The sequence below is a fragment of the Streptomyces sp. NPDC055966 genome, from assembly GCF_042269865.1.
Classification (GTDB): Bacteria; Actinomycetota; Actinomycetes; order Streptomycetales; family Streptomycetaceae; genus Streptomyces.
In genome coordinates, this window is sequence record NZ_JBHJYK010000008.1 from 304489 (window position 1) to 328687 (window position 24199).

A 24199-nucleotide genomic window follows, 5' to 3' on the forward strand; every position below is an offset into this window, starting at 1 on the left:
AGCGACGATGGAGCGGTGACGCCCGCCCGACCCTGAAAGCAGGGGGTACCACCGACCGACGAGACCTAGGAGCGATGTGTCCGCCCAGAGCACGCCGGAGCCCGTCATAGCCGAGCCGGACGGGGCGGGCCCCCGCACCGGCAGGGGACGCCGCCGCAAGGCCCCGAGCAAGGGCCGCAGGGCGCTGCGGGTCGCGGCCTGGACGGCCGCGGGCGTGGTCGTCCTCGGCGGCACCGGCGCCGGGTACGTCTACTTCAAGCTCAACGGCAACCTCAAGAGCGTCGACATCAACCAGGCGCTCGGTGCCGACCGGCCCACGAAGGTCGACAACGGCTCCGAGAACATCCTGGTGCTCGGCTCGGACAGCCGCTCCGGCTCCAACAAGAAGCTCGGCGGCGGCACCGACGACGGCAGCGCCCGCTCCGACACGGCAATGATCGTCCACGTCTACGAGGGCCACAAGAAGGCCAGCGTCGTCTCCATCCCCCGGGACACCCTCGTCGACCGCCCCTCATGCACCGACACCGCCGGCACCGCGCACCCGGCCGCGACCGGCGTGATGTTCAACGAGGCGTACTCCACCGGCGGCGCGGCCTGTGCCGTGAAGACCGTCGAGTCGCTCTCCGGCATCCGCATGGACCACTACCTGGAGGTCGACTTCGAGGGCTTCCAGCGGCTCATCGACGACCTCGGCGGCGTCCCGGTCACGACCACGAAGAACATCGACGACCCGCGGAGCCACCTGACCCTCCGGGCCGGCGCCCACACCCTGAACGGCCAACAGGCCCTCGGCCTCGTCCGTACCCGGCACGGCGTCGGCGACGGCTCCGACCTGGGCCGCATCCAGCTCCAGCAGGCGTTCGTCAAGGCGCTGCTCGACCAGGTCAAGAACGTCGGCGTGTTCAGCAACCCCAAGAAGCTGTACGACCTCGCCGACACCGCCACCAAGGCCGTGACCACCGATTCGGACCTGGGCTCGGTCAACTCCCTCATCGACTTCGCCAACGGCCTCAAGGGTGTCAGCGCGAAGCACATGGACATGGTCACGATGCCGGTCCAGTACGACCCGGCCGACCCCAACCGGGTGGTCCTGGAGACCGCCAAGGCCCAGCAGGTCTGGTCCGCCCTGAAGAACGACCGGCCGATCCCGAAGTCGGCGACGGAGGGTACGGCCGCGGGCGAGGCCAAGGGCGTGGTGAGCTCCTGAGGGGTGATTCCCCCTCTCCCGTCCCCGGCGCCGCCCCCGGGGAATAGATGACGAGCACCCCCGGTTTTGGGGGATGGCGCCAGTCCTGGCAGACTGGTACGTCGGCTCCGGTTCACGCTCCCGCATCCCGCGGCGGCGACCCGGCGCCCTCCCGAAACCTAGGAGACACCTTGAAGCGCGACATCCACCCCGAGTACGTCGAGACGCAGGTCAGCTGCACCTGTGGCGCGTCGTTCACCACCCGCAGCACCATCGAGTCCGGCACCATCCGGGCCGAGGTCTGCTCCGAGTGCCACCCGTTCTACACGGGCAAGCAGAAGATCCTCGACACCGGTGGCCGTGTGGCCCGCTTCGAGGCCCGCTTCGGCAAGGCTGCCGCCGGCTCCAAGAAGTAGCGAGCCCCCATTCGCCGGTCCACGGCCACACCCTCCCCGGGGTGTGCCCGGGACCGGCGTTTTTGGTCGCCCGCCCTTCCCTTCACCGCAGTACAGGAGCCCAAGATGTTCGAGGCCGTCGAGGAACTCGTCACCGAGCACGGCGATCTGGAGAAGCAGCTCGCCGACCCGTCGGTCCACGCCGACCAGGCGAACGCGCGCAAGCTGAACAAGCGCTACGCCGAGCTGACCCCGATCGTCGCCACGTACCGCTCCTGGAAGCAGTCGGGCGACGACATCGAGACCGCGCGCGAGCTGGCCGCCGACGACCCCGACTTCGCCGCCGAGGTCAAGGACCTGGAGAAGCAGCGCGAGGAGCTGACCGAGAAGCTGCGTCTGCTGCTCGTCCCGCGCGACCCGAGTGACGACAAGGACGTCATCCTGGAGATCAAGGCGGGCGCGGGCGGCGACGAGTCGGCGCTGTTCGCCGGCGACCTGCTGCGCATGTACCTGCGCTACGCCGAGCGCGTCGGCTGGAAGACCGAGATCATCGACGCCACCGAGTCCGAGCTGGGCGGCTACAAGGACGTCCAGGTCGCGGTGAAGACCAAGGGCGGCCAGGGCGCCACCGAGCCCGGCCAGGGCGTGTGGGCGCGGCTGAAGTACGAGGGCGGTGTGCACCGGGTGCAGCGCGTGCCGGCGACCGAGTCGCAGGGCCGTATCCACACCTCCGCCGCCGGTGTCCTCGTGACCCCCGAGGCCGAGGAGGTGGACGTGGAGATCAACCCGAACGACCTCCGTATCGACGTCTACCGGTCCTCCGGTCCCGGCGGACAGTCCGTCAACACCACCGACTCCGCGGTGCGCATCACGCACCTGCCGACCGGCGTCGTCGCCTCCTGCCAGAACGAGAAGAGCCAGCTCCAGAACAAGGAGCAGGCCCTGCGTATCCTGCGTTCCAGGCTGCTCGCCGCGGCGCAGGAGGAGGCCGAGCGGGAGGCCGCGGACGCCCGCCGCAGCCAGGTCCGCACCGTCGACCGCTCCGAGAAGATCCGCACCTACAACTTCCCGGAGAACCGCATCTCGGACCACCGCGTCGGCTTCAAGGCGTACAACCTGGACCAGGTCCTGGACGGCGACCTCGCCGCGGTGATCCAGGCCTGCGTCGACGCCGACTCGGCGGCGAAGCTGGCAGCTGCATAAAGGCATCAACGCTCGACCCAGTACGACACGGAGGACTCGCGTGAACCTGCTGCTCGCGGAGGTGGCCCAGGCCACCCAGCGGCTGGCCGACGCCGGCGTGCCCTCGCCGCGCAACGACGCGGAGGAGCTGGCCGCGTTCGTGCACGGGGTGAAGCGCGGCGCACTGCACTCCGTGAAGGACGCCGACTTCGACGCCCGGTACTGGGAGGTCATCGCCCGGCGCGAGCAGCGCGAGCCGCTCCAGCACATCACCGGGCGGGCCTACTTCCGCTACCTGGAACTCCAGGTCGGGCCGGGCGTGTTCGTGCCCCGGCCGGAGACCGAGTCCGTGGTCGGCTGGGCCATAGACGCCGTGCGCGCCATGGACGTCGTCGAGCCGTGCATCGTGGACCTGTGCACCGGCTCCGGCGCCATCGCGCTGGCCCTCGCCCAGGAGGTCCCGCGCTCGCGGGTGCACGCCGTGGAGCTGTCCGAGGACGCCCTGGTGTGGACCCGCAAGAACGTGGCGGGCTCCAGGGTCGACCTGCGCCAGGGCGACGCCCTGACCGCCTTCCCCGACCTCGACGGCCAGGTCGACCTGGTCATCTCCAACCCGCCGTACATCCCGCTCACCGAGTGGGAGTACGTCGCCATCGAGGCCCGCGACTACGACCCGGAGCTGGCTCTCTTCTCCGGTGAGGACGGCCTCGACCTGATCCGCGGCATCGAGCGCACCGCCCACCGGCTGCTGCGCCCCGGCGGGGTCGTCGTGATCGAGCACGCCGACACCCAGGGCGGCCAGGTGCCGTGGATCTTCACCGAGGAGCGGGGCTGGGCCGACGCGGCCGACCACCCCGACCTCAACAACCGCCCCCGGTTCGCGACCGCCCGCAAGGCGCTGCCGTGAGCACCCCGACGATTTTCATCCGGCTGTACGTGTACGAGGAGGCCCGCTAGACATGGCACGGCGATACGACACCAACGACGCGACCGACCGCGCGACGGGTCTGCGCGAGGCCGCGTCCGCCGTCCGCCGGGGCGAGCTGGTGGTGCTGCCGACCGACACGGTCTACGGCATCGGCGCCGACGCGTTCTCCTCGGAGGGCGTCGCCGACCTGCTCGCCGCCAAGGGCCGGGGCCGCAACATGCCCACTCCTGTGCTCATCGGCTCCCCGAACACCCTGCACGGCCTCGTCACGGACTTCTCCGAGCTGGCCTGGGAGCTGGTCGACGCGTTCTGGCCGGGCGCCCTCACGCTCGTCGCCAAGCACCAGCCCTCGCTCCAGTGGGACCTCGGCGACACCCGGGGCACGGTGGCCGTCCGCATGCCGCTGCACCCCGTCGCGATCGAGCTGCTCACCGAGGTCGGCCCGATGGCGGTGTCGTCGGCGAACCTCACCGGGCACCCCGCGCCGGAGGACTGCGACGCCGCCCAGGAGATGCTCGGCGACTCCGTCTCCGTCTACCTCGACGGCGGCCCGACCCCCGGCATCGTGCCGTCGTCCATCGTGGACGTCAGCCGTTCCGTGCCCGTGCTGCTGCGCGAGGGCGCGATCTCGGCGGAGGAGCTGCGGAAGGTCGTACCTGACCTTGAGGTGGCGAATTGACGGCCCCTGAAGCGGGGCGTGGCATAGGCATCGGGGCCAGTGCGGCGGAGACGACCACGACGTTCGGCTTTCCGCGCGACACCTTCCGCATCCTCCATGTCAGCACCGGCAACGTGTGCCGCTCGCCCATCACCGAGCGGCTGACCCGCCATTTCGTCGCGGAGCGGCTCGGCGTGCTCGGCGGCGGGCTGATCGTGGAGAGCGCGGGCACCTGGGGCCACGAGGGCGCCCCGATGGAGGCCAACGCGGAGGCGGTGCTGGCCGAGTTCGGCGCGGACGCCTCCGGCTTCTGCGGCCGGGAACTGCTGGACGAGCACGTCATCAGGGCCGACCTGGTGCTCACGGCCACGCGGGACCACCGGGCGCAGGTGATCTCGATGGGGCATTCGGCGGGGCTGCGGACGTTCACGCTGAAGGAGTTCACCCGGCTGGTCCGCGCGATAGACCCCGCCACGCTGCCGCCGCTGGAGGACGGTGTGGTGATGCGCGCCCGTGCGCTGGTGCGGGCGGCCGCGGCGCTGCGGGGGTGGCTGCTCGCGCCCACGGCGGAGGCGGACGAGGTGCACGACCCGTACGGCGCCCCGCTGCCGTTCTTCCGGTCCGTCGGGGGCGAGATACACCAGGCGCTGGACCCGGTGGTGACGGCGCTGACCGGCGTGGCCACTCGGACATAAGGGATACACGCGGGTGTAACGGTCGCGCGGGGGGCGCGGGGCGGGCCTACATTGGGTTTACGTCACCGTCGACCGCCCGGGAGCCCGTCATGTCGGTCACCTCTGCCCTCCCGACCGATGTCCTGCGGCAACAGGACCCCGAGCTGGCCGAGATCCTGCTGGGCGAGCTGCGCCGGCAGTCGACGTCGCTCCAGCTGATCGCCGCCGAGAACTTCACCTCGCCCGCCGTGCTGGCCGCGCTCGGCTCGCCGCTCGCCAACAAGTACGCCGAGGGTTATCCCGGCGCCCGCCATCACGGCGGCTGCGAACTGGTCGACATCGCCGAGCGGCTCGCCGTGGAGCGGGCCAGGGCGCTGTTCGCGGCCGCGCACGCCAACGTCCAGGCCCACTCGGGCTCCTCGGCCGTCCTGGCCGCCTACGCCGCCCTGCTGCGCCCCGGGGACACCGTCCTCGCCCTCGGCCTGCACTCCGGCGGTCACCTCACGCACGGCTCGCCCGCGAACTTCTCGGGCCGCTGGTTCGACTTCGTCGGCTACGGCGTCGACGCCGAGACCGGGCTCATCGACCACGACCAGGTGCGCCATCTGGCGCGCAACCACCGGCCCAAGGCGATCGTGTGCGGGTCCATCGCCTACCCCCGCCACTTCGACTACGCCTTCTTCCGCGAGGTGGCCGACGAGGTCGGGGCCTATCTGATCGCCGACGCCGCGCATCCGATCGGGCTGGTCGCCGGGGGAGCGGCGCCGAACCCGGTGCCGTACGCCGATGTCGTGTGCGCGACGACGCACAAGGTGCTGCGCGGGCCGCGCGGCGGCATGATCCTGTGCGGGACACCCGAGCTGGCCGAGCGGATCGACCGGGCCGTGTTCCCCTTCACCCAGGGCGGCGCCCAGATGCACACCATCGCCGCCAAGGCCGTCGCGTTCGGCGAGGCGGCCACCCCGGCGTTCGCCGCGTACGTCCACCGGGTGGTCGCCAACGCCAGGACGCTGGCCGCGCTGCTGGAGGCCGAGGGCTTCACGGTCACCACCGGCGGCACCGACACCCATCTGATCACCGTCGACCCCGCCCCGCTCGGTGTGGACGGCCGCACCGCCCGCGGCCGCCTCGCCGCCGCCGGGATCGTCCTGGACTGCTGTGTGCTGCCGCACGACGACGGCCGCGGGCTGCGCCTGGGCACGGCCGCGGTGACCACCCAGGGCATGGGCGAGCCGGAGATGGCCCGGATCGCGGCACTGATGGCCGGGGTGCTGCGGGGCACCGTCGAGCCGGCCCGGGCGCGGGAGGAGGTGCGGGAACTGACCGGTGATTTTCCGCCGTATCCGGCCTGAACCGGGGCAGGCGTCGGGTCGTACACCCCCATGTGCGCCGTACACCACAGCCACACGTGCAACCATCGTCGCTACCCGGAAGTCCCCATCCATATACGTCCATCGCTAGGGTGTGGGGCTGTGATGGCCAGCGAGACCTGTGGGGAAGCCCGTGCGTGAATACCTGCTGACGCTCTGCATCACGGCCGCGGTGACGTACCTGCTGACAGGGCCGGTGCGGAAGTTCGCGATCGTGGCCGGGGCGATGCCGGAGATCAGGGCCCGTGACGTGCACCGGGAACCGACTCCGCGGCTCGGCGGTATCGCCATGTTCCTCGGCCTGTGCGCGGGCCTGCTCGTCGCGGACCACCTGACCGGCCTCAACGAGGTCTTCGAGAAGTCCAACGAGCCGCGGGCCCTGCTCTCCGGCGCGGCCCTGATCTGGCTGATCGGCGTCCTGGACGACAAGTTCGAGATCGACGCGCTGATCAAGCTGGGCGGCCAGATGATCGCCGCGGGCGTCATGGTCATGCAGGGTCTGACGATCCTGTGGCTGCCCGTCCCCGGCGTCGGCAACGTGGCGCTGACCCAGTGGCAGGGCACCCTGCTCACCGTCGCCCTCGTCGTCATCACGATCAACGCGGTGAACTTCGTGGACGGCCTGGACGGCCTCGCCGCCGGCATGGTCTGCATCGCGGCCGGCGCGTTCTTCCTGTACGCCTACCGGATCTGGTACTCGTACGGCATCGAGGCGGCCGCCCCGGCCACCCTGTTCTCGGCGATCCTGATGGGCATGTGCCTGGGCTTCCTGCCGCACAACATGCATCCCGCGCGGATCTTCATGGGCGACTCGGGCTCGATGCTGATCGGCCTGGTGCTGGCCGCGGGCGCGATCTCGATCACGGGTCAGCTGGACCCGGACGCGCTGGGCCTGTACGTGGGTTCCGAGAGGGCCGCGGTGCACGCGACCGTGCCGGTCTACATCCCGCTCCTCCTCCCGCTGACGATCATCGCCGTGCCGGCCGCCGACCTGGTCCTCGCGATCGTCCGCCGCACCTGGCGCGGCCAGTCGCCGTTCGCCGCCGACCGCGGGCACCTGCACCACCGGCTGCTGGAGATCGGCCACTCGCACAGCCGGGCCGTGCTGATCATGTACTTCTGGTCGGCCCTGATCGCCTTCGGCGCCCTCGCCTACTCGGTGAACTCGGCGTCCATGTGGATCGTGCTCGGCGTCGTCTTCCTCAGCGCGATCGGACTGGTCCTGCTGCTGCTCCCGCGCTTCACCCCGCGTGTGCCGGTGTGGGCGCAGGCCTTCGTGCCGCCCCGCTACCGCAGGCGGCGCCGGGCCGCCGAGGCGGCCGAGGCCGCCGTGGCGGGGGCGGCCCGGGAGGCGGAGGAGACCACCGAACGGGCGCCGGTCACGGCCGGGGTCGCGGGCGTCAACGGGGCGACCGCCATTGGCCCTCGTTCGCGTTTTGTTGATCGTCACTGAGACGCACAAGGTAAGAATCTGACGAGAGCATTGCCAACTCGTGGGGGACCAAAGCCCCCTAATACCAGACAAGTGGGCGTCATTTTTGCACAGACGCGCACTGTCACTCTCATGTGTGACAGCAAGCACACCAAGCGGGTAAAGACCTCATCAAATAGTTTGTGATACGGTTCACGAGAACCCCGGATAGAGCCGAAGGACCGTAGTGCGACGGTCCATTGGTGTGAGGTCTCGATCACTCAGCCCGGGACTACGCTCGTCCATGACGACACCCTGCCCCCTTGTGAAAGCGGAGTTGCCGCCATGCCGTCCAAAGACGCCCGGAACCTTCTGCAGATCGCTGTGCCCACAGCGGTCGCAGGCGTGATCACTGTCGCCGTGAGCGCAGCGGTCGCGGGGGGCAAGGGTGCGCTCGGCGCGGGTGTCGGCACGCTGCTGGCCATTGTTTTCATGGGAGTCGGCCTCTACGTCCTCCAATGGACGGCAAAAACGCTCCCGCAGCTGTTCCAGGCCATGGGCCTCATGCTCTACATGGCCCAGTTGCTGCTCCTCTTCATCTTCGTCGCCGTCTTCAAGGGCACTTCTCTCTTCAACCCGAGGGCGTTCGCCGCGGGGATCGTGGTCGCGACAGTCGTGTGGATGGCCGCGCAGGCCCGTGCACACATGAAGGCCAAGATCTTCTACGTCGACCCGGACTCCGAGAAGAGCGAGAAGCCCTCGAAGACAGGGCCGTCGTCGTGAGAGGTAGGGGCGGGATAAAGGCTTGTGAGATCTCCTGCTATCGTCCGGTGCCAACTGCGGCATCGCGGGCGCGGGCAGCCGAGCTGACGCCTGCTCAATGGCGAGGCTCGACGCCCCCCAGCCGCCCCCACATCCGTAACACCAGTCCGGTGCCGATCCGCGGCCACGCGCCGCGCCGACACAACGAGGTTGCCGTACCCATGCGTCACGCCGAAGGAGCCCGTGGTGAGTGCTGACCAGACCCAGCTCGCCTTTGACTGGAGTTGTCGGATCATGTCCGACAACGGGTGTGGCTTCCCGGCTCCGGGCCTGCACTCCTTTCTGTTCAAGCCGCTCGCCACGGTCGGAGGCTTCGAGTTCAACAAGGTGATGCTGCTCGCGCTCATCACCTCCGTGCTCGTCGTCGCGTTCTTCTGGACGGCGTTCGGCAAGGCCAAGGTCGTTCCCGGCAAACTGCAGATGATCGGCGAGGCCGGCTACGACTTCGTGCGCCGCGGCATCGTGTACGAGACCCTCGGCAAGCGCGAGGGCGAGAAGTGGGTGCCGTTCATGGTCTCCCTCTTCTTCTTCGTCTGGATCATGAACATCTGGTCCGTGATCCCGCTGGCGCAGTTCCCCGTCTCCTCGGTCATCGCCTTCCCGATGGTGCTGGCCGCGATCGTCTGGATCCTCTGGGTCGGGCTGACCTTCAAGCGCCACGGCTTCGTCGGCTTCTTCAAGAACGTCACGGGCTACGACAAGTCGCTCGGTGCGGTGCTCCCGCTGGTCATGGTCATCGAGTTCTTCTCGAACCTGCTGGTCCGCCCGTTCACGCACGCGGTGCGACTCTTCGCCAACATGTTCGCCGGTCACCTGATGCTGGTGATGTTCACCGTCGCCTCCTGGTACCTGCTGAACAGCTGGATGGTCCCGGCCGCCGGTGTCTCCTTCGTGATGACCATGGCCATGATCTGCTTCGAGCTTTTCGTCCAGGCGGTTCAGGCGTACGTCTTCGTACTGCTGGCCTGCTCGTACGTTCAGGGCGCTCTCGCCGAGCACCACTGAGCACCACCCCACCCCCCTGTCGTCCGGTGGCCAACCCCCACCGGTCCGTAAAGAGAAGGAAGATTCAGCATGGCTGCCACTGAGACCCTCGCCGCTGTCTCCGGTTCCATCGGTTCCGTCGGTTACGGCCTCTCCGCCATCGGCCCCGGCATCGGCGTCGGCATCATCTTCGGTAACGGCACCCAGGCCCTCGCCCGTCAGCCCGAGGCCGCTGGTCTGATCCGCGCCAACCAGATCCTGGGCTTCGCCTTCTGTGAGGCGCTCGCCCTCATCGGCATCGTCATGCCGTTCGTGTTCGGTGTGAAGTAAGACCCCCTACCGACACGTAACGACGAAAGGCACTGATGTGATCGCCAACCTGGCACAGCTGGCGGCCGAGGAGACGAAGCAGAACCCGCTCGTCCCCGCCGGTCCCGAGCTGCTCGTCGGCACCATCGCCTTCGCCATCGTGTTCTTCTTCTTCTGGAAGAAGCTGCTTCCGAACATCAACAAGGTTCTGGAGGAGCGCCGAGCGGCGATCGAAGGCGGTATCGAAGAGGCCGACGCCATGAAGGTCGAGGCCCAGAGCGTGCTTGAGCAGTACAAGGCTCAGCTCGCCGAGGCCCGGCACGAGGCCGCGCGCCTGCGCCAGGAGGCGCAGGAGCAGGGTGCCGCGCTCATCGCCGAGATGCGGGCCGAGGGCCAGCGGCAGCGCGAGGAGATCGTCACCGCGGGCCACACCCAGATCGAGGCCGACCGCAAGGCCGCCGCCCAGACCCTGCGTCAGGACGTCGGCAAGCTCGCCACCGAACTGGCCGGCAAGCTCGTCGGCGAGTCCCTTGAGGACCACGCCCGCCAGAGCCGTGTGATCGACCGTTTCCTCGACGAGCTTGAGGAGAAGGCCGAGGCGACTCGATGACGGCCATGCACGGAGCGAGCCGCGAGGCCCTGGCTGCCGCCCGTGAGCGTCTCGACGCGCTGACGGACTCCACGTCGGTGGACGCTGCTCAGCTCGCCGACGAGCTGGCGGCCGTCACCGCGCTGCTCGACCGCGAGGCCGGCCTGCGCCGGGCCCTCACCGACCCGGCGCAGCAGGCGGAGGCCAAGGCGGAGCTGGTCCAGCGCCTGATCGGCGGCCAGGTCAGCGGTCCCACCGCTGACCTGGTGTCCGGGATGGCCCGCGCCCGCTGGTCGCAGTCCCGCGACCTGGTCGACGCGCTGGAGGAGCTGGCGAACATCGCCGACCTCACCGCCGCCGACAAGCGGGGCAACCTGGACGAGGTCGAGGACGAGCTGTTCCGGTTCGGCCGGATCGTCTCCTCCAGCACCGAGCTGCGCGCCGCGCTGACCGACCGCGCCGCCGGCGCCGAGGCCAAGACCGAGCTGCTGCACCGGCTGCTGGGCGGACGGGCCAAGCCCGCCACCGAGCGTCTGGTCGCGCGCCTCGTGACCGCGCCGCGTGGACGTAGCCTGGAAGCGGGACTGGAGTCCCTGTCCAAGCTGGCCGCCGACCGCCGGGACCGCATGGTCGCCGTCGTCACCTCGGCGGTGCCGCTGAGTGACGGCCAGAAGCAGCGCCTCGGCGCCGCCCTCGCCAAGCTCTACGGCCGGCGGATGCACCTCAACCTGGACGTGGACCCCGAGGTCGTCGGCGGTATCCGCGTACAGGTCGGTGACGAGGTCATCAACGGCTCCCTCGCGGACCGGCTGGAGGACGCCGCCCGCCGCATGGCGAGCTGACGCTCGGTATTCGAGAACAGCAGTAGTACTCAGAACGGCCCTGGTTGGGCCGTGCAGAAGAATCCTGGGGGTCGCCCCCAGACCCCCAAAGTGAAACTTCGGGCCCAACAAGGAGAGCAGGGAACCCAGATGGCGGAGCTCACGATCCGGCCGGAGGAGATCCGGGACGCGCTGGAGAACTTTGTCCAGTCGTACAAGCCGGACGCGGCCTCGCGCGAGGAGGTCGGTACGGTCACCCTTGCCGGCGACGGCATCGCGAAGATCGAGGGTCTTCCCTCGGCCATGGCCAACGAACTGCTGAAGTTCGAGGACGGCACCCTCGGCCTCGCCCTCAACCTTGAGGAGCGCGAGATCGGTGCCATCGTCCTCGGTGAGTTCAGCGGCATCGAGGAGGGTCAGCCGGTCACGCGCACCGGTGAGGTCCTCTCCGTCGCGGTGGGCGAGGGCTACCTCGGCCGTGTAGTCGACCCGCTCGGCAACCCGATCGACGGCCTCGGCGAGATCGAGACGTCCGGCCGCCGCGCCCTTGAGCTGCAGGCCCCCACGGTCATGCAGCGCAAGTCGGTGCACGAGCCGATGGAGACGGGCTACAAGGCCGTCGACGCGATGACCCCGATCGGCCGCGGTCAGCGTCAGCTGATCATCGGTGACCGCCAGACCGGCAAGACCGCCCTGGCCGTCGACACGATCATCAACCAGCGTGACAACTGGCGCACCGGCGACCCGAAGAAGCAGGTCCGCTGCATCTACGTCGCCATCGGCCAGAAGGGCTCCACCATCGCCGGCGTGCGCCGCGCGCTGGAGGAGAACGGCGCCCTGGAGTACACGACCATCGTCGCCGCCCCGGCGTCCGACCCGGCCGGCTTCAAGTACCTGGCGCCGTACACCGGTTCGGCCATCGGTCAGCAGTGGATGTACGAGGGTAAGCACGTCCTCATCATCTTCGACGACCTCTCGAAGCAGGCCGACGCCTACCGCGCCGTGTCCCTGCTGCTGCGCCGCCCGCCGGGCCGTGAGGCCTACCCGGGTGACGTCTTCTACCTGCACTCCCGCCTGCTGGAGCGCTGCGCCAAGCTCTCCGACGACATGGGCGCCGGTTCGATGACCGGTCTGCCGATCGTCGAGACCAAGGCCAACGACGTCTCGGCGTTCATCCCGACCAACGTCATCTCCATCACCGACGGCCAGTGCTTCCTGGAGTCGGACCTGTTCAACGCCGGTCAGCGCCCCGCGCTGAATGTCGGTATCTCCGTCTCCCGAGTCGGTGGTTCCGCGCAGCACAAGGCGATGCGCCAGGTCTCCGGCCGTCTGCGTGTGGACCTCGCCCAGTTCCGTGAGCTGGAGGCGTTCGCCGCCTTCGGTTCGGACCTGGACGCGGCCTCCAAGGCGCAGCTGGAGCGCGGTTCGCGCATGGTCGAGCTGCTGAAGCAGGACCAGTACCAGCCGATGGCCACCGAGGACCAGGTCGTCTCCGTCTGGGCCGGCACCAACGGCCGTATGGACGACGTCCCGGTCGCCGACATCCGCCGCTTCGAGAAGGAACTGATCGACTTCCTGCACCGGAAGCACCAGGGCCTGATGACCTCCATCAAGGAGGGCGCCAAGATGTCGAACGACACGATCCAGGCGGTGGACGACGCCGTGGCGGAGTTCAAGAAGCAGTTCGAGACCTCGGACGGCAAGCTGCTCGGCGAGGACTCTCCGGCCGCTGCCGCCAAGTGACGTAAGGAAGGGACCTGACTCATGGGAGCCCAGCTCCGGGTCTACAAGCGTCGCATCCGATCCGTCACCGCGACCAAGAAGATCACCAAGGCGATGGAGATGATCGCCGCCTCGCGCGTCGTCAAGGCGCAGCGCAAGGTGGCGGCCTCCACGCCGTACGCGCAGGAACTGACCCGCGCGGTCACGGCGGTCGGCACGGGTTCGAACACCAAGCACCCGCTCACCACGGAGACGGAGAACCCGACCCGTGCCGCGGTCCTGCTCCTCACGAGCGACCGCGGTCTGGCCGGCGCCTTCAACTCCAACGCCATCAAGACGGCGGAGCAGCTCACCGAGCGCCTGGAGCGCGACGGCAAGCAGGTCGACACGTACATCGTCGGCAGGCGCGGTGTCGCCCACTACAACTTCCGTGAGCGCACCATCGCGGAGTCGTTCACGGGCTTCACGGACGAGCCGTCGTACGCGGACGCCAAGAAGGTCGCGGCGCCCCTGATCGAGGCCATCGAGAAGGAGACGGCCGAGGGCGGCGTGGACGAACTCCACATCGTCTTCACCGAGTTCGTCTCGATGATGACGCAGACGGCGCTGGACGCCCGGCTCCTTCCGCTGCGTCTCGAAGAGGTCGCGCAGGAGGCGCCGAAGGGCGAGATCCTGCCGCTGTACGACTTCGAGCCCTCGGCGGAGGACGTCCTCGACGCCCTGCTGCCGCGCTATGTGGAGAGCCGCATCTACAACGCGCTGCTCCAGTCGGCCGCTTCGAAGCACGCCGCCACGCGGCGCGCGATGAAGTCGGCCACCGACAACGCGGGCGAGCTGATCAACACGCTCTCCCGTCTTGCCAACGCGGCCCGCCAGGCCGAAATCACCCAGGAAATCAGCGAGATCGTCGGTGGCGCGAGCGCCCTGGCCGACGCGACCGCGGGGAGTGACCGATAAATGACCACCACTGTTGAGACCGCGACGGCTACGGGCCGCGTCGCCCGGGTCATCGGCCCGGTCGTCGACGTGGAGTTCCCCGTCGACGCGATGCCGGAGATCTACAACGCCCTGCACGTCGAGGTCGCCGACCCGGCGAACGCAGGCGAGAAGAAGACGCTGACCCTGGAGGTCGCCCAGCACCTGGGTGACGGCCTGGTCCGCACCATCTCCATGCAGCCCACCGACGGTCTGGTCCGCCAGGCCCCGGTGACGGACACCGGCAACTCCATCACGGTGCCCGTCGGCGACTTCACCAAGGGCAAGGTGTTCAACACCCTCGGTGAGGTGCTGAACGTCGACGAGACGTACGACGGCGAGCGCTGGGGCATCCACCGCAAGGCCCCGAACTTCGACGAGCTTGAGTCGAAGACCGAGATGTTCGAGACGGGCGTCAAGGTCATCGACCTGCTCACCCCGTACGTCAAGGGCGGCAAGATCGGCCTGTTCGGCGGCGCCGGCGTCGGCAAGACGGTGCTCATCCAGGAGATGATCTACCGTGTCGCCAACAACCACGACGGTGTCTCCGTGTTCGCCGGTGTCGGCGAGCGCACCCGTGAGGGCAACGACCTGATCGAGGAGATGTCCGACTCGGGCGTCATCGACAAGACCGCCCTGGTCTTCGGTCAGATGGACGAGCCCCCGGGCACCCGTCTGCGCGTCGCGCTGGCCGGCCTCACCATGGCCGAGTACTTCCGTGACGTCCAGAAGCAGGACGTGCTGTTCTTCATCGACAACATCTTCCGCTTCACGCAGGCCGGTTCCGAGGTCTCGACCCTGCTCGGCCGTATGCCCTCCGCGGTGGGCTACCAGCCGAACCTGGCCGACGAGATGGGTCTCCTCCAGGAGCGCATCACCTCGACCCGCGGTCACTCGATCACCTCGATGCAGGCGATCTACGTCCCCGCGGACGACCTGACCGACCCGGCCCCGGCGACCACCTTCGCCCACCTCGACGCGACGACGGTGCTCTCCCGTCCGATCTCCGAGAAGGGCATCTACCCGGCCGTGGACCCGCTGGACTCGACGTCCCGGATCCTGGACCCGCGCTACATCGCGGCGGACCACTACAACGCGGCCATGCGTGTGAAGAACATCCTGCAGAAGTACAAGGACCTGCAGGACATCATCGCGATCCTCGGTATCGACGAGCTCGGCGAGGAGGACAAGCTCGTCGTCCACCGTGCCCGTCGCGTGGAGCGCTTCCTGTCCCAGAACACCCACGTCGCCAAGCAGTTCACCGGCGTGGACGGTTCGGACGTCCCGCTGGACGAGACGATCGCGGCGTTCAACGCGATCTGCGACGGCGAGTACGACCACTTCCCGGAGCAGGCGTTCTTCATGTGCGGTGGCCTGGAGGACCTCAAGGCCAACGCCAAGGAGCTGGGCGTCTCCTGAACTCCCTGAGTTCGTGTGAACTCCTTGAGTTCGTGTGAGGGGGCGGGCGCGTCCCGCCCCCTCATCCACGCCCACTAGACTTGTAACCAACACCCGGCACAACCGCCGGGTGGTGACCCGAGGAGCCACCTTGGCTGCTGAGCTGCACGTCGCGCTGGTCGCGGCCGACCGAGAGGTCTGGTCCGGCGAGGCCACCCTGGTCGTCGCGCGCACCACGTCCGGCGACATCGGCGTCATGCCCGGTCACCAGCCGCTGCTCGGTGTGCTGGAGTCGGGCCCGGTGACCATCCGTACGAGTGATGGTGGAACGGTCGTCGCCGCGGTGCACGGCGGTTTCGTCTCGTTCGCGGACAACAAGCTGTCGTTGCTGGCCGAGATCGCCGAGCTGTCGGACGAGATCGATGTCCAGCGCACGGAGCGGGAGCTGGAGCGTGCGAAGGCGGAGGGCGACGCCGCCGCCGAGCGCCGCGCGGATGTCCGCCTTCGTGCGGCGGCGGCGAGCTGAGTCCACAGCACGGCTGCCGTATGACGTCACTCAGCCGCGGCCGGCCCGGAGCAATCCGGTGCCGGTCGCGGCTGAGGCAGATGTGGGTGTTTTTTAAGTTTCATTACTCAGTAACAGAAGCAGTTCCGCTACCTGGGAGACGAGGAGGTCGGTGCCGATGATCCTCGCTCTGACTGTGTGCGGGGTCGTGGTCGCGCTCGTGGTGGCGGGACTGTTCCTGTTCGGACTGCGCCGCAGACTGATCCAGCGCTCCGGCGGCACCTTCGACTGTTCCCTGCGCTGGGACGTGGCCGAGCCCCCGGACGCCAGCGGCAAGGGCTGGAGCTACGGCGTCGCCCGCTACAACGGCGACCGCATCGAGTGGTACCGCGTCTTCTCCTACGGCTTCCGCCCGCGCCGCACCCTGGAGCGCGCCGCCATCGAGGTGGCCGGGCGCCGGCTGCCCGAGGGCGAGGAGGAGCTGGCGCTGCTCTCCGACGCGGTGGTCCTCGCCTGTACGCATCGGGGCACCCGCCTCGAACTCGCCATGAGCGAAGACGCGCTGACCGGATTTCTCGCGTGGCTGGAGGCAGCCCCGCCCGGACAGCGAGTGAATGTGGCGTAGCCACATTCACTCGCTGGGTGGGGGTCCCCCCGGACGAAGTCTGGGGGAGCGTCAACGTCGCTTAGAGCCTTCTTGCAGGTAGCGCCTTACATATTGCTGCTGATCGCGTTCACCAGCTCGCCGTCGCTGGTGTCGCCGCTGAACTCCCAGAAGAAGGCGCCGCCGAGCCCCTGAGACTTGGCCCAGCTCATCTTCCCGGCGATGGTGGACGGGGTGTCGTACGACCACCAGTTGCTGCCGCAGTGCGCGTACGCCGTGCCCGCGATGGTGCCGGTGACCGGGCAGGACGTCTTGAGCACCTTGTAGTCCTCGATGCCCTGCTCGTAGGTGCCGGCCGCCGGGCCCGTGGCCGTGCCGCCCGGGGCGTCCTGGGTGACGCCGGTCCAGCCGCGGCCGTACAGCCCGATGCCGATGAGCAGCTTGCTCGACGGCACCCCGACGGACTTGTACTTGGCGATCGCGTCGGCGGTGGTGAAGCCCGCCTTCGGGATGCCGGAGTACGAGGTGAGCGGGGAGTGCGGGGCGGTCGGGCCCTGGGCGTCCCAGGCGCCGAAGAAGTCGTACGTCATCACGTTGTACCAGTTGACGTACTGCGCGGCCCCGGCGTAGTCGGCGGCCTCGATCTTGCCGCCGGCCGAGCCGTCGGCGGTGACCGCGGCCGTGACGAGCTTGCTGCTGCCGAACTTGGCGCGCAGCGCGGACAGCACGTTCTTGAAAGCCGCGGCCCCGCTCGTGTCGCAGGACAGGCCGCAGGCGTTCGGGTACTCCCAGTCGATGTCGATGCCGTCGAAGACGTCGGCCCAGCGCGGGTCGTTGACCAGGTTGTAGCAGGAGTCCGCGAACGCGGTGGGGTTGGCCGCCGCCTGCGCGAAGCCGCCGGACCAGGTCCAGCCGCCGAAGGACCACAGGATCTTGAGGTTCGGGTACTTGGCCTTCAGCTCGCGCAGCTGGTTGAAGTTGCCGGCCAGCGGCTGGTCCCAGGTGTCCGCCGCGCCGCTGACCGACTGGTCGGCGGTGAACGTCTTCTGGTAGTCGGCGTAGGCGTCACCGATCGCGCACTGGCCGTTCGTCACGTTGCCGAAGGCGTAGTTGATGTGCGTGATCTTCGCGGCCGAGCCGGACGTCACCAGGTTCTTGACGTTGTAGTTGCGGCCGTAGATGCCCCACTCGGTGAAGTAGCCCAGCTTGACCTTGTCGCCGGTGGTCGGGGGAGTGGAGCCACCGCCGGTGGTGTGGACGGCGACGGCGCCGCTGACCGGGCCGGTCTGGTCGGCGGTGTCGCGGGCCTGCACGGTGTAGGAGTAGTCGGTGCCGGCGGTCAGACCGGTGTCCGTGTACGAGGTCGTCGTCACGGTGGAGACGACCTTGCCGTCCCGCAGGACGTCGTAGTTCTTGACGCCCTTGTCGTCGGTGGCTGCGCCCCAGCTGAGCCTCACCGAGGTGTCGGTGACGCCGGAGGCGGTCGGGGTGCCGGGCGCGGAGGGCGGGTTGTCGCCGGGGACGGTCGTACCGCCGTCGCAACTGCCGCCGTTGAGCGTGCAGTTGCTCGGTGATCCCGGGCCCGAGCCGTTGAAGCCGAAGGAGACGGAGGCGCCGGGGGCGAGGGTGCCGTTGTAGGACTTGTTCTTGGCGGTCCAGTGGTTGCCGGAGTTGGTGACGTCCGCGTCCCAGGCCGAGGTGACGGACGTGCCGGAGGGGAAGTCCCACGCGACGGTCCACGAACTGATGCTGCTGGAGCCGGTGTTCTTGATGGTCCACTGGCCGCCGAAGCCGGTTCCCCAGTCGGTGGTCTTGGTGAAGCTCGCCGTGGCCTCGGCCGTCGCGGCATGGGCCGGGTCGGCGAGTCCGACGAGGCCGGCCAGGGGGAGCAACAGGGTCGCGAAGCCTGCCGCGGCTCTGTGTCTGAAGCGCATGGTGCGCCTCCTCCGTATCGGGGAATGTATGGGGGTGTCGTGGGCATGACTGAGCCTTCACGCCCATGGTGCTGCGAGAGTAGAAAGGTCTGGACCACGGGTCAATAGGTCTGGACCAATTCGCAGGACCCGGCTCCGACAGCCCGGCTAGATCCCCAACTCCTGCGCCAGTACGGCTGCTTGGACCCGGCTGCGCAGCCCCAGCTTGCCCAGCAGCCGGCTGACGTGGGTCTTCACCGTGCCCTCGGCCATCCCCAGCCGCTCGGCGATCTGGGCGTTGGACAGGCCCTCGCCGATGCACGACAGCACCTCGCGCTCGCGCCGGGTCAGCGCCTCCAGCACGGCCGGGTCGGACGTCGTCGCGTGCGCCGGTACGGCGGCGAACTCGGCGATCAGCCGACGGGTGACCGCCGGGGCCACGATCCCCTCGCCGCGCGCCACCGTCCGCACCGCCTCCAGCAGGTCCCGTGCCTCGGTGTGCTTCAGCAGGAACCCGGACGCTCCCGCCCTGAGCGCCCCGAAGACGTACTCGTCCAGGTCGAACGTGGTCAGCACGAGCACGTCCGCGAGGCCCTCCGCGACGATGGCCCGGGTCGCCGACACCCCGTCCAGGCGCGGCATCTGCACATCCATCAGGACCAGGTCCGGCCGCAGTTCCCGGGCCAGCTCCACCGCCTGCTCGCCGTCCGCTGCCTCGCCGGCCACCTCGATGTCGGGCGCGCTGCGCAGGATCAGCGCGAGCCCGGCGCGCACGGCGGACTGGTCCTCGGCGACGAGGACCCGGATGGCGGGGGCGGTCATGCGGGTCTCCTTCGGCGCACGGCAGCGCGGCGCGCACGTCCCGGGCGGGGAGGGGGCCGGTGGCCGGCGGCGCGGGTGTGCGGGGTGTGGGTCATGCGGGGTTTTCCCGGTCGAGGGGGAGGGTGGCGCGTACGGTCCAGCGGTCGATGCCGGGGCCTGTTCCGGGCCCTGCCTCGAAGGTGCCGCCGAGCAGTGCGGCCCGCTCCCGCATCCCGGTGAGCCCGGAGCCCGAGCCGGGCGCGCGCGGGGTGTCACCACACCGGTAGGCGCTGGTCACGCGGACGTGCAACGTGCTCTCCTCCTGCCGCAGCGAGACCTCGACGGGCCCCTCGGCCGCGTGCTTCAGCGCGTTGGTCAGCGACTCCTGCACGATCCGGTACGCGGCCAGCTCCACCGGCGCCGGAACCCGGCCGTGGCCGTCCGCGAGACGGACGTCCAGCCCGTTGGCGCGGGCGCCCTTGACCAGCGTGGCCAGGCCGTCGAGCGTCGGGGTGGCCGCGGGCTCCAGGTCGCCGCTGCTGTCCCGCAGGATACCGATCAGCCGGCGCATCTCGGCCAGCCCCTCCACGCTGTTCTCCCGGATCACCGTGAGGGCGTCCCGGGAGGTCCGCGCGTCGTCGAGCGACAGCGCGGCCGTGGAGTGGATGGCGATCGCGGACAGGTGGTTGGCGACCATGTCGTGCAACTCCCGTGCCATCCGCGACCGTTCGGCCGTGACCGCCTGGGTGCGGTCCATCTCGGCGAGCAGCGCGGTCTGTTCGGCGCGCAGCCGGGCCGCCTCGGCGGCGTCGCGGTGGTTGCGCACCACCCAGCCGGTCGCCGCCGGCGCGAACGCGACCACACCGATCCCCACACCGATCAGCAGCGCCTGCGGATCGCGCCAGATCGCCGCGGGCACGACACCACCGAGCACCGTCAGCATCCCGGTGATCCAGGGGACGCGGCGGGCCGAGGCGGGGTCGCCGTACAGGACCGACGCGTAGATCAGGTCGGTGTACATGACGACGGTGACGACGTTGCCCAGCGTCACCGTGTCCAGGGTCAGCGCGAGCGTGCCGACGAACACGCCGAGCCGGGGCCGGGAGCGGCGCAGCGGCTCGCACGCGGCCGTCACCGCCAGCGGCACCAGCGGGGCCCAGGCCGCGTGCCACAGCACCAGCGGGTCCGAGGCGGTGCGCGGATGGATCCCGAGCGCCCACAGCACCACCCCGCCGAGCAGTCCGCCCAGCGCGATGCGCAGGTCGTCGGAGTGGGGGCGGGCGAGCGCTCGTGCCATGGGTCCATCCAACACGCTCGGCCCGGTCCCCGCCTGGTCCTTGAGAAGGGTCCCGAACTGCAACTTTCGTTTACGGCGAGGTCGCCCCCGCAGACGACGAAAGCGGACAGAACGGCGGCGAGGCTGGGAGGGTGACGGGAAGGAGCGAGCCGTGGTCGTCGGATTGGTCATCGCCTGCGAGGTGGCGTTCTGGGTACTGCTGGCGGCCGGACTGGCCGTCCGCTACCTGCTGAAATGGCGCCGAACCAGCGTGGCGCTGCTGCTGTGCGAACCGCTGCTGGAGGTCGTGCTGTTCCTCGCGACGGCCGTCGACCTGCGCGGCGGCGCCCGGCCGAGCTGGGAGCACGGCCTGGCCGCGCTCTACATCGGCTTCACCGTCGCCTACGGCCACTCCACGATCACCTGGCTGGACGGCCACGCCGCCCACCGTCTCGCGGGCGCCCCCCGGCCCCCGAAGCCGCCCAGGTACGGCCTCGCCCGCGCCCGGTACGAAGGCCGGCTCTGGCTGCGCACGCTGCTCGCGGCGGCCGTCTCCCTCGCCCTGCTCCAGTGCGCGATCTGGTACGTCGGCGACGGCACCGCCACCGGCCCGCTGCGCTCCTGGCAGTGGGCCGCGCTGCGGGTCCTCGGGATCCACGGGGTGATCGCCCTGACCTATCTGCTGTGGCCGAAGAAGGCACCGGCCGGCACTGCCGCGCGTGAGGCGGAGGACCGTACGCTGACCGGACGATGAGGAGGGCGTATGGCTGACGGGGCGGGGTCCGGCGCGGTGCTGGTCGTCGACGACGACGCGGCGATCCGGCGCTCGCTGGAGCGCGGACTCAGACTCGGCGGCTTCGTGGTGCGGACCGCCGCCGACGGCCCCGGGGCGCTGGCCGCGATCGAGGACGCCCCGCCGGACGTGCTCGTCCTCGACGTGTCGATGCCCGGCATGAGCGGCATCGAGGTGTGCACCCGGCTGCGCGACGCGGGCCGGGACCTGCCCGTGCTCATGCTCTCCGCGCTGGACGAGACCGCCGACCGGATCGCCGGGCTCCAGGCGGGCGGCGACGACTACCTCGTCAAACCCTTCGCCCTGCAGGAGCTGGTGCTGCGGCTGCGCGCCCTGCTGCGCCGCCGCCCGCCGGCCGCCACCGGCCGCACGGCGCCGCTGCGCACGGCCGGCCTGGTGATCGACCCGGACGCCCGCACCGCCGAGCGTGACGGCATCCCGCTGGAGCTGACCCGGCGCGAGTTCGAGCTGCTGGAGGTGCTCGCCCGCAACGCCGGGCTGGTCCTCACCCGCGACCAGCTCCTGGAACGGGTGTGGGGCTACGACTTCGACGTACGCACCGACACCGTCGACACCTTCGTCAGCTATCTGCGGCGCAAACTGGAGACCCGGGGCCGCCCCCGGCTCATCCACACCGTCCGCGGCGTCGGCTTCGTCCTCAGGGAGCCCAGGGAGCCCGGAAAACCGCAGGAGCCGCGGCAGCCGGGGGGCGCACCGTGAGGCTCTCCACCCGCATCGGCCTGGCCGTCGGCTGTACCGTCCCGCTGCTCGTGCTGGCCGGCGGCTGGCTGCTGCTGCACCTGGTCTCCGGCGATCTGCGCAAGGCCGAGGACCAGCACCTGCGCAAGCGCGCGGCGGCCCTCGCCCCCGACGCCCGATCCCTGCTGCGCGCCGCGGCGAACGACCGCCCCAAGGCCGCCGACACACGGCAGCGGCAACTGTTCGACGCGGCCCTCGACGTCGGCGTACGCGTCGTCGGTCCGGACTCGGCCTTCAGCGGCGGCCCCCAGCCCGACCCCGCGGCGGCGCTGCCCGACCGCACGTCCGGCTTCGCCGTCGTCCACGCCGGCGGCCGCACCTGGCGGGCCCTGGCCCGGCCGCTGCGCGCCGGGACGGCCTCCGGCACGCTGTGGCTCTTCTCGCCCGACACCGCGCAACGCGTGCAGATCCCGCTCGTCCGCCGCCGGGTGGTCGGCGCCGCGATCCTCGCCGCACCGCTGTCCGGGCTGCTCGCCTGGGGCCTGGCCACCGGTACGAGCGCCCCGCTGCGCCGGCTCACCCGCCGCACCGCGGGCCTCGACCCGCGCACCAGCGGTGCCCGGCTGGGCCAGTGGCGGACCGGCGTGGTCGAGGTCGACGAACTGGCGGCCACCGTGCGCACCGTCCTGGCCCGCTACGACGAACAGGCCGCGCGCACCGCCGAGGCCCTGGACACCGCCCGCTCCTTCTCGTCGGCCGCCGCGCACGAACTGCGCACCCCGCTGATGAGCATGGGCACCAACCTCGACATCCTCGCCGGCCACCCCGACCTGCCGGAGCCGGACCGCACCGAGGTCATGGACGATCTGCGCCGCGAACACGCCCGGCTGCTCGGCCTGTTGGTGATGCTCCGGGAGCTGGGGCGCGGCGACCTGGTGGAGGCGGAGGCGTTCCGCTCCGTCGACCTGTCCGAGGTGGCCGACGCGGCCGTGGCCGAGGCCCGCCGCCGCGCGCCCGACGCCGCGATCACCCTGGACGCGCCGCCCGGGCTCACGATGCACGGCTGGGAGCCGGGGCTGCGGCTGCTCCTGGACAACCTGCTGGCCAACGCCCTGGCCCACGGCCGGGACCGGGCGGGCCGGGCCCGGGTGCGGGTGGCCGTGGACCGGGGCGGTGCCGGCGAGGTGCTGATCACCGTGGACGATCAGGGTCCGGGCGTGCCGGCCGAGGCCCGGTCCCGGGTCTTCGAGCGGTTCCAGCGCGGCCGGGACAGCACCGGCTCCGGACTCGGCCTCACGCTCGTCGCGCAGCAGGCGGCGCTGCACCGGGGGAGCGTGGCCGTGACGGACGGCCCGGACGGCGTGGGTGCCCGCTTCGCGGTACGGCTGCCCGTGGACGGCGGCGAACCGCCGGGCATGTCCGACCGGCGGGACTGGCTGATCGGCACAGCCGGCGCAAACCGGTCACAGAGTTTCCCCAAGGACCCTGCCTAGCGTCCGTCGCGACGGACGGCCGACCGAGGCCGCCCGGGAAGTGAACGGAGAGGCAGATGTACGTACGACGCCACACGCGCACGCTGCTCGCGGGGCTCGCCGTGACGGCCGTCCTGGCGGGCGGCACGGCGGGCACGGCGGCCGCCGCCGGCAGCACCCCCGCACCCGGTCCCACCGGCGACGGGGCGAAGTCGCTGTGCAAGCGGCTGCCGAAGATCGACCGGCGGATCGCACGGGCCCTGAAGCGGCTCGACGCCGGGGCGGGCACGCGCGGCTCGGTGGCCCGGCTGGAGAAGCGGGTGGACAACGCGAAGAAGGCGGGCCACACCGCGATCGCCACCTATCTCCAGGACAGGCTGAACTTCCGCAAGTCGCTGGTGACGACCCTGGAGCAGCGGCAGAAGGACCTGGCCGCCGTCTCCACCTGGTGCAAGGACAACGGCGAGGGCAAGGCGGCGGGCTGATGCGGGCCCGCTCTGCCGTGCTGCCGGCGGTGGCGCTGCTCGTGGCGCTCACCGCGGGCTGCGCGCACCACGACGGCGCGTCCCCGAAGGCTCCGGCCTCCTCCGGCACGCCCTCGGGATACGCGCAGATGCAGCAGAAGGTGAACGCGGCCGAGTCCGCCGCGGCCGCGGCCGACCAGGACGCGACGAGCGCGGCGGACCGGTGACCCGGCGGGGAGCGGGGGTGT

General features: G+C 70.4%; 26 protein-coding genes. 23 read left to right on the forward strand and 3 right to left on the reverse strand.

Going from position 1 to position 24199, the window contains the following annotated elements; all coding sequences use genetic code 11:
- Positions 1-76 precede the first annotated feature (76 nt).
- From ACFC8N_RS19605 to ACFC8N_RS19690, 18 genes are all read left to right on the forward strand, one after another.
- On the forward strand, positions 77-1207 hold the full coding sequence (locus ACFC8N_RS19605; RefSeq protein ID WP_356027725.1) for an LCP family protein: 1131 nt from the start codon (positions 77-79) through the stop codon (positions 1205-1207).
- Between the two features lie 170 nt (positions 1208-1377).
- Positions 1378-1602 carry a 50S ribosomal protein L31 gene (rpmE, locus tag ACFC8N_RS19610; protein WP_019326867.1) on the forward strand — a complete coding sequence of 75 codons (225 nt, stop codon included), beginning with the start codon at positions 1378-1380 and terminating at the stop codon, positions 1600-1602.
- 105 nt (positions 1603-1707) lie between these two features.
- On the forward strand, positions 1708-2784 hold the full coding sequence (gene prfA, locus ACFC8N_RS19615; RefSeq protein ID WP_071376451.1) for a peptide chain release factor 1: 1077 nt from the start codon (positions 1708-1710) through the stop codon (positions 2782-2784).
- A 40-nt stretch (positions 2785-2824) separates the two neighbouring features.
- Positions 2825-3670 (forward strand): peptide chain release factor N(5)-glutamine methyltransferase, encoded by an 846-nt coding sequence (gene prmC / locus ACFC8N_RS19620; RefSeq protein WP_071376450.1) that lies wholly within the window; start codon positions 2825-2827, stop codon positions 3668-3670.
- 52 nt (positions 3671-3722) lie between these two features.
- Positions 3723-4370: an L-threonylcarbamoyladenylate synthase gene (locus ACFC8N_RS19625; RefSeq protein ID WP_071376449.1), complete on the forward strand. Its 648-nt coding sequence runs from the start codon at positions 3723-3725 to the stop codon at positions 4368-4370.
- The gene (locus ACFC8N_RS19630) at positions 4367-5044 is read left to right on the forward strand and encodes a protein-tyrosine-phosphatase (protein WP_356027730.1); all 678 of its coding nucleotides are present in this window, start codon (positions 4367-4369) and stop codon (positions 5042-5044) included. The genes ACFC8N_RS19625 and ACFC8N_RS19630 overlap by 4 nt, the downstream gene beginning before the upstream one ends.
- An 89-nt stretch (positions 5045-5133) precedes the next feature.
- Entirely contained in the window at positions 5134-6375 is a 1242-nt protein-coding gene (glyA, locus tag ACFC8N_RS19635; RefSeq protein WP_356027733.1) for a serine hydroxymethyltransferase, read from the forward strand.
- 151 nt (positions 6376-6526) lie between these two features.
- Entirely contained in the window at positions 6527-7846 is a 1320-nt protein-coding gene (locus tag ACFC8N_RS19640; protein WP_376288887.1) for an MraY family glycosyltransferase, read from the forward strand.
- A gap of 303 nt (positions 7847-8149) precedes the next feature.
- On the forward strand, positions 8150-8587 hold the full coding sequence (locus tag ACFC8N_RS19645) for a hypothetical protein (RefSeq protein ID WP_376288888.1): 438 nt from the start codon (positions 8150-8152) through the stop codon (positions 8585-8587).
- 273 nt (positions 8588-8860) lie between these two features.
- Positions 8861-9631 carry a F0F1 ATP synthase subunit A gene (atpB, locus tag ACFC8N_RS19650; protein WP_356027893.1) on the forward strand — a complete coding sequence of 257 codons (771 nt, stop codon included), beginning with the start codon at positions 8861-8863 and terminating at the stop codon, positions 9629-9631.
- 69 nt (positions 9632-9700) lie between these two features.
- A complete protein-coding gene (locus ACFC8N_RS19655) occupies positions 9701-9940 on the forward strand; it encodes an ATP synthase subunit C (protein WP_003992984.1) in 240 nt (79 codons plus the stop codon).
- Between the two features lie 37 nt (positions 9941-9977).
- A complete protein-coding gene (locus ACFC8N_RS19660; RefSeq protein ID WP_356027740.1) occupies positions 9978-10529 on the forward strand; it encodes a F0F1 ATP synthase subunit B in 552 nt (183 codons plus the stop codon).
- Between the two features lie 5 nt (positions 10530-10534).
- A complete protein-coding gene (locus tag ACFC8N_RS19665; RefSeq protein WP_376288927.1) occupies positions 10535-11350 on the forward strand; it encodes a F0F1 ATP synthase subunit delta in 816 nt (271 codons plus the stop codon).
- Positions 11351-11479: 129 nt separating this feature from the next.
- On the forward strand, positions 11480-13072 hold the full coding sequence (gene atpA, locus ACFC8N_RS19670) for a F0F1 ATP synthase subunit alpha (RefSeq protein WP_376288889.1): 1593 nt from the start codon (positions 11480-11482) through the stop codon (positions 13070-13072).
- Positions 13073-13093: 21 nt separating this feature from the next.
- Complete coding sequence (locus ACFC8N_RS19675) at positions 13094-14008, forward strand: F0F1 ATP synthase subunit gamma (RefSeq protein ID WP_356027747.1); 915 nt, start codon at positions 13094-13096, stop codon at positions 14006-14008.
- Positions 14009-15445: a F0F1 ATP synthase subunit beta gene (atpD, locus tag ACFC8N_RS19680; RefSeq protein WP_376288890.1), complete on the forward strand. Its 1437-nt coding sequence runs from the start codon at positions 14009-14011 to the stop codon at positions 15443-15445.
- Positions 15446-15575: 130 nt separating this feature from the next.
- Complete coding sequence (locus tag ACFC8N_RS19685) at positions 15576-15950, forward strand: F0F1 ATP synthase subunit epsilon (protein WP_356027752.1); 375 nt, start codon at positions 15576-15578, stop codon at positions 15948-15950.
- Positions 15951-16107: 157 nt separating this feature from the next.
- Positions 16108-16554 carry a DUF2550 domain-containing protein gene (locus ACFC8N_RS19690; protein WP_071385887.1) on the forward strand — a complete coding sequence of 149 codons (447 nt, stop codon included), beginning with the start codon at positions 16108-16110 and terminating at the stop codon, positions 16552-16554.
- A gap of 86 nt (positions 16555-16640) precedes the next feature.
- On the opposite strand, the gene ACFC8N_RS19695 is transcribed toward ACFC8N_RS19690, so the two are convergent.
- From ACFC8N_RS19695 to ACFC8N_RS19705, 3 genes are all read right to left on the reverse strand, one after another.
- Entirely contained in the window at positions 16641-18467 is a 1827-nt protein-coding gene (locus ACFC8N_RS19695) for a glycosyl hydrolase family 18 protein (protein ID WP_376288891.1), read from the reverse strand.
- 147 nt (positions 18468-18614) lie between these two features.
- Positions 18615-19268 (reverse strand): response regulator, encoded by a 654-nt coding sequence (locus ACFC8N_RS19700; protein WP_376288892.1) that lies wholly within the window; start codon positions 19266-19268, stop codon positions 18615-18617.
- Between the two features lie 91 nt (positions 19269-19359).
- Complete coding sequence (locus ACFC8N_RS19705) at positions 19360-20544, reverse strand: sensor histidine kinase (RefSeq protein ID WP_376288893.1); 1185 nt, start codon at positions 20542-20544, stop codon at positions 19360-19362.
- A gap of 151 nt (positions 20545-20695) precedes the next feature.
- On the opposite strand from ACFC8N_RS19705, the gene ACFC8N_RS19710 reads away from it, so the two are divergent.
- From ACFC8N_RS19710 to ACFC8N_RS19730, 5 genes are read left to right on the forward strand one after another with little or no spacing between them, the layout of a single operon-like run.
- Complete coding sequence (locus ACFC8N_RS19710) at positions 20696-21277, forward strand: hypothetical protein (RefSeq protein ID WP_356027760.1); 582 nt, start codon at positions 20696-20698, stop codon at positions 21275-21277.
- A gap of 9 nt (positions 21278-21286) precedes the next feature.
- The gene (locus tag ACFC8N_RS19715) at positions 21287-22036 is read left to right on the forward strand and encodes a response regulator transcription factor (protein WP_376288894.1); all 750 of its coding nucleotides are present in this window, start codon (positions 21287-21289) and stop codon (positions 22034-22036) included.
- Complete coding sequence (locus ACFC8N_RS19720) at positions 22033-23508, forward strand: sensor histidine kinase (RefSeq protein ID WP_376288895.1); 1476 nt, start codon at positions 22033-22035, stop codon at positions 23506-23508. Before ACFC8N_RS19715 ends, ACFC8N_RS19720 begins: the two co-directional genes overlap by 4 nt.
- A 56-nt stretch (positions 23509-23564) precedes the next feature.
- A complete protein-coding gene (locus tag ACFC8N_RS19725) occupies positions 23565-23972 on the forward strand; it encodes a hypothetical protein (protein WP_356027767.1) in 408 nt (135 codons plus the stop codon).
- Positions 23972-24178 carry a hypothetical protein gene (locus ACFC8N_RS19730; protein WP_356027769.1) on the forward strand — a complete coding sequence of 69 codons (207 nt, stop codon included), beginning with the start codon at positions 23972-23974 and terminating at the stop codon, positions 24176-24178. Before ACFC8N_RS19725 ends, ACFC8N_RS19730 begins: the two co-directional genes overlap by 1 nt.
- Positions 24179-24199: the final 21 nt, after the last annotated feature.

Excerpts from the sequence above, each read along its gene's own strand:
- atpB (WP_356027893.1), top strand. The coding sequence starts at position 8,861 with ATGTCCGACAACGGGTGTGGCTTCCCGGCTCCGGGCCTGCACTCCTTT.
- ACFC8N_RS19665 (WP_376288927.1), top strand. The coding sequence starts at position 10,535 with ATGCACGGAGCGAGCCGCGAGGCCCTGGCTGCCGCCCGTGAGCGTCTC.
- ACFC8N_RS19675 (WP_356027747.1), top strand. The coding sequence starts at position 13,094 with ATGGGAGCCCAGCTCCGGGTCTACAAGCGTCGCATCCGATCCGTCACC.
- ACFC8N_RS19705 (WP_376288893.1), bottom strand. The coding sequence starts at position 20,544 with ATGGCACGAGCGCTCGCCCGCCCCCACTCCGACGACCTGCGCATCGCG.
- ACFC8N_RS19625 (WP_071376449.1), top strand. The coding sequence starts at position 3,723 with ATGGCACGGCGATACGACACCAACGACGCGACCGACCGCGCGACGGGT.
- ACFC8N_RS19730 (WP_356027769.1), top strand. The coding sequence starts at position 23,972 with ATGCGGGCCCGCTCTGCCGTGCTGCCGGCGGTGGCGCTGCTCGTGGCG.
- ACFC8N_RS19645 (WP_376288888.1), top strand. The coding sequence starts at position 8,150 with ATGCCGTCCAAAGACGCCCGGAACCTTCTGCAGATCGCTGTGCCCACA.
- ACFC8N_RS19690 (WP_071385887.1), top strand. The coding sequence starts at position 16,108 with ATGATCCTCGCTCTGACTGTGTGCGGGGTCGTGGTCGCGCTCGTGGTG.
- ACFC8N_RS19700 (WP_376288892.1), bottom strand. The coding sequence starts at position 19,268 with ATGACCGCCCCCGCCATCCGGGTCCTCGTCGCCGAGGACCAGTCCGCC.
- glyA (WP_356027733.1), top strand. The coding sequence starts at position 5,134 with ATGTCGGTCACCTCTGCCCTCCCGACCGATGTCCTGCGGCAACAGGAC.
- ACFC8N_RS19725 (WP_356027767.1), top strand. The coding sequence starts at position 23,565 with ATGTACGTACGACGCCACACGCGCACGCTGCTCGCGGGGCTCGCCGTG.
- atpA (WP_376288889.1), top strand. The coding sequence starts at position 11,480 with ATGGCGGAGCTCACGATCCGGCCGGAGGAGATCCGGGACGCGCTGGAG.
- ACFC8N_RS19695 (WP_376288891.1), bottom strand. The coding sequence starts at position 18,467 with ATGCGCTTCAGACACAGAGCCGCGGCAGGCTTCGCGACCCTGTTGCTC.
- atpD (WP_376288890.1), top strand. The coding sequence starts at position 14,009 with ATGACCACCACTGTTGAGACCGCGACGGCTACGGGCCGCGTCGCCCGG.
- ACFC8N_RS19655 (WP_003992984.1), top strand. The coding sequence starts at position 9,701 with ATGGCTGCCACTGAGACCCTCGCCGCTGTCTCCGGTTCCATCGGTTCC.
- ACFC8N_RS19715 (WP_376288894.1), top strand. The coding sequence starts at position 21,287 with ATGGCTGACGGGGCGGGGTCCGGCGCGGTGCTGGTCGTCGACGACGAC.
- prfA (WP_071376451.1), top strand. The coding sequence starts at position 1,708 with ATGTTCGAGGCCGTCGAGGAACTCGTCACCGAGCACGGCGATCTGGAG.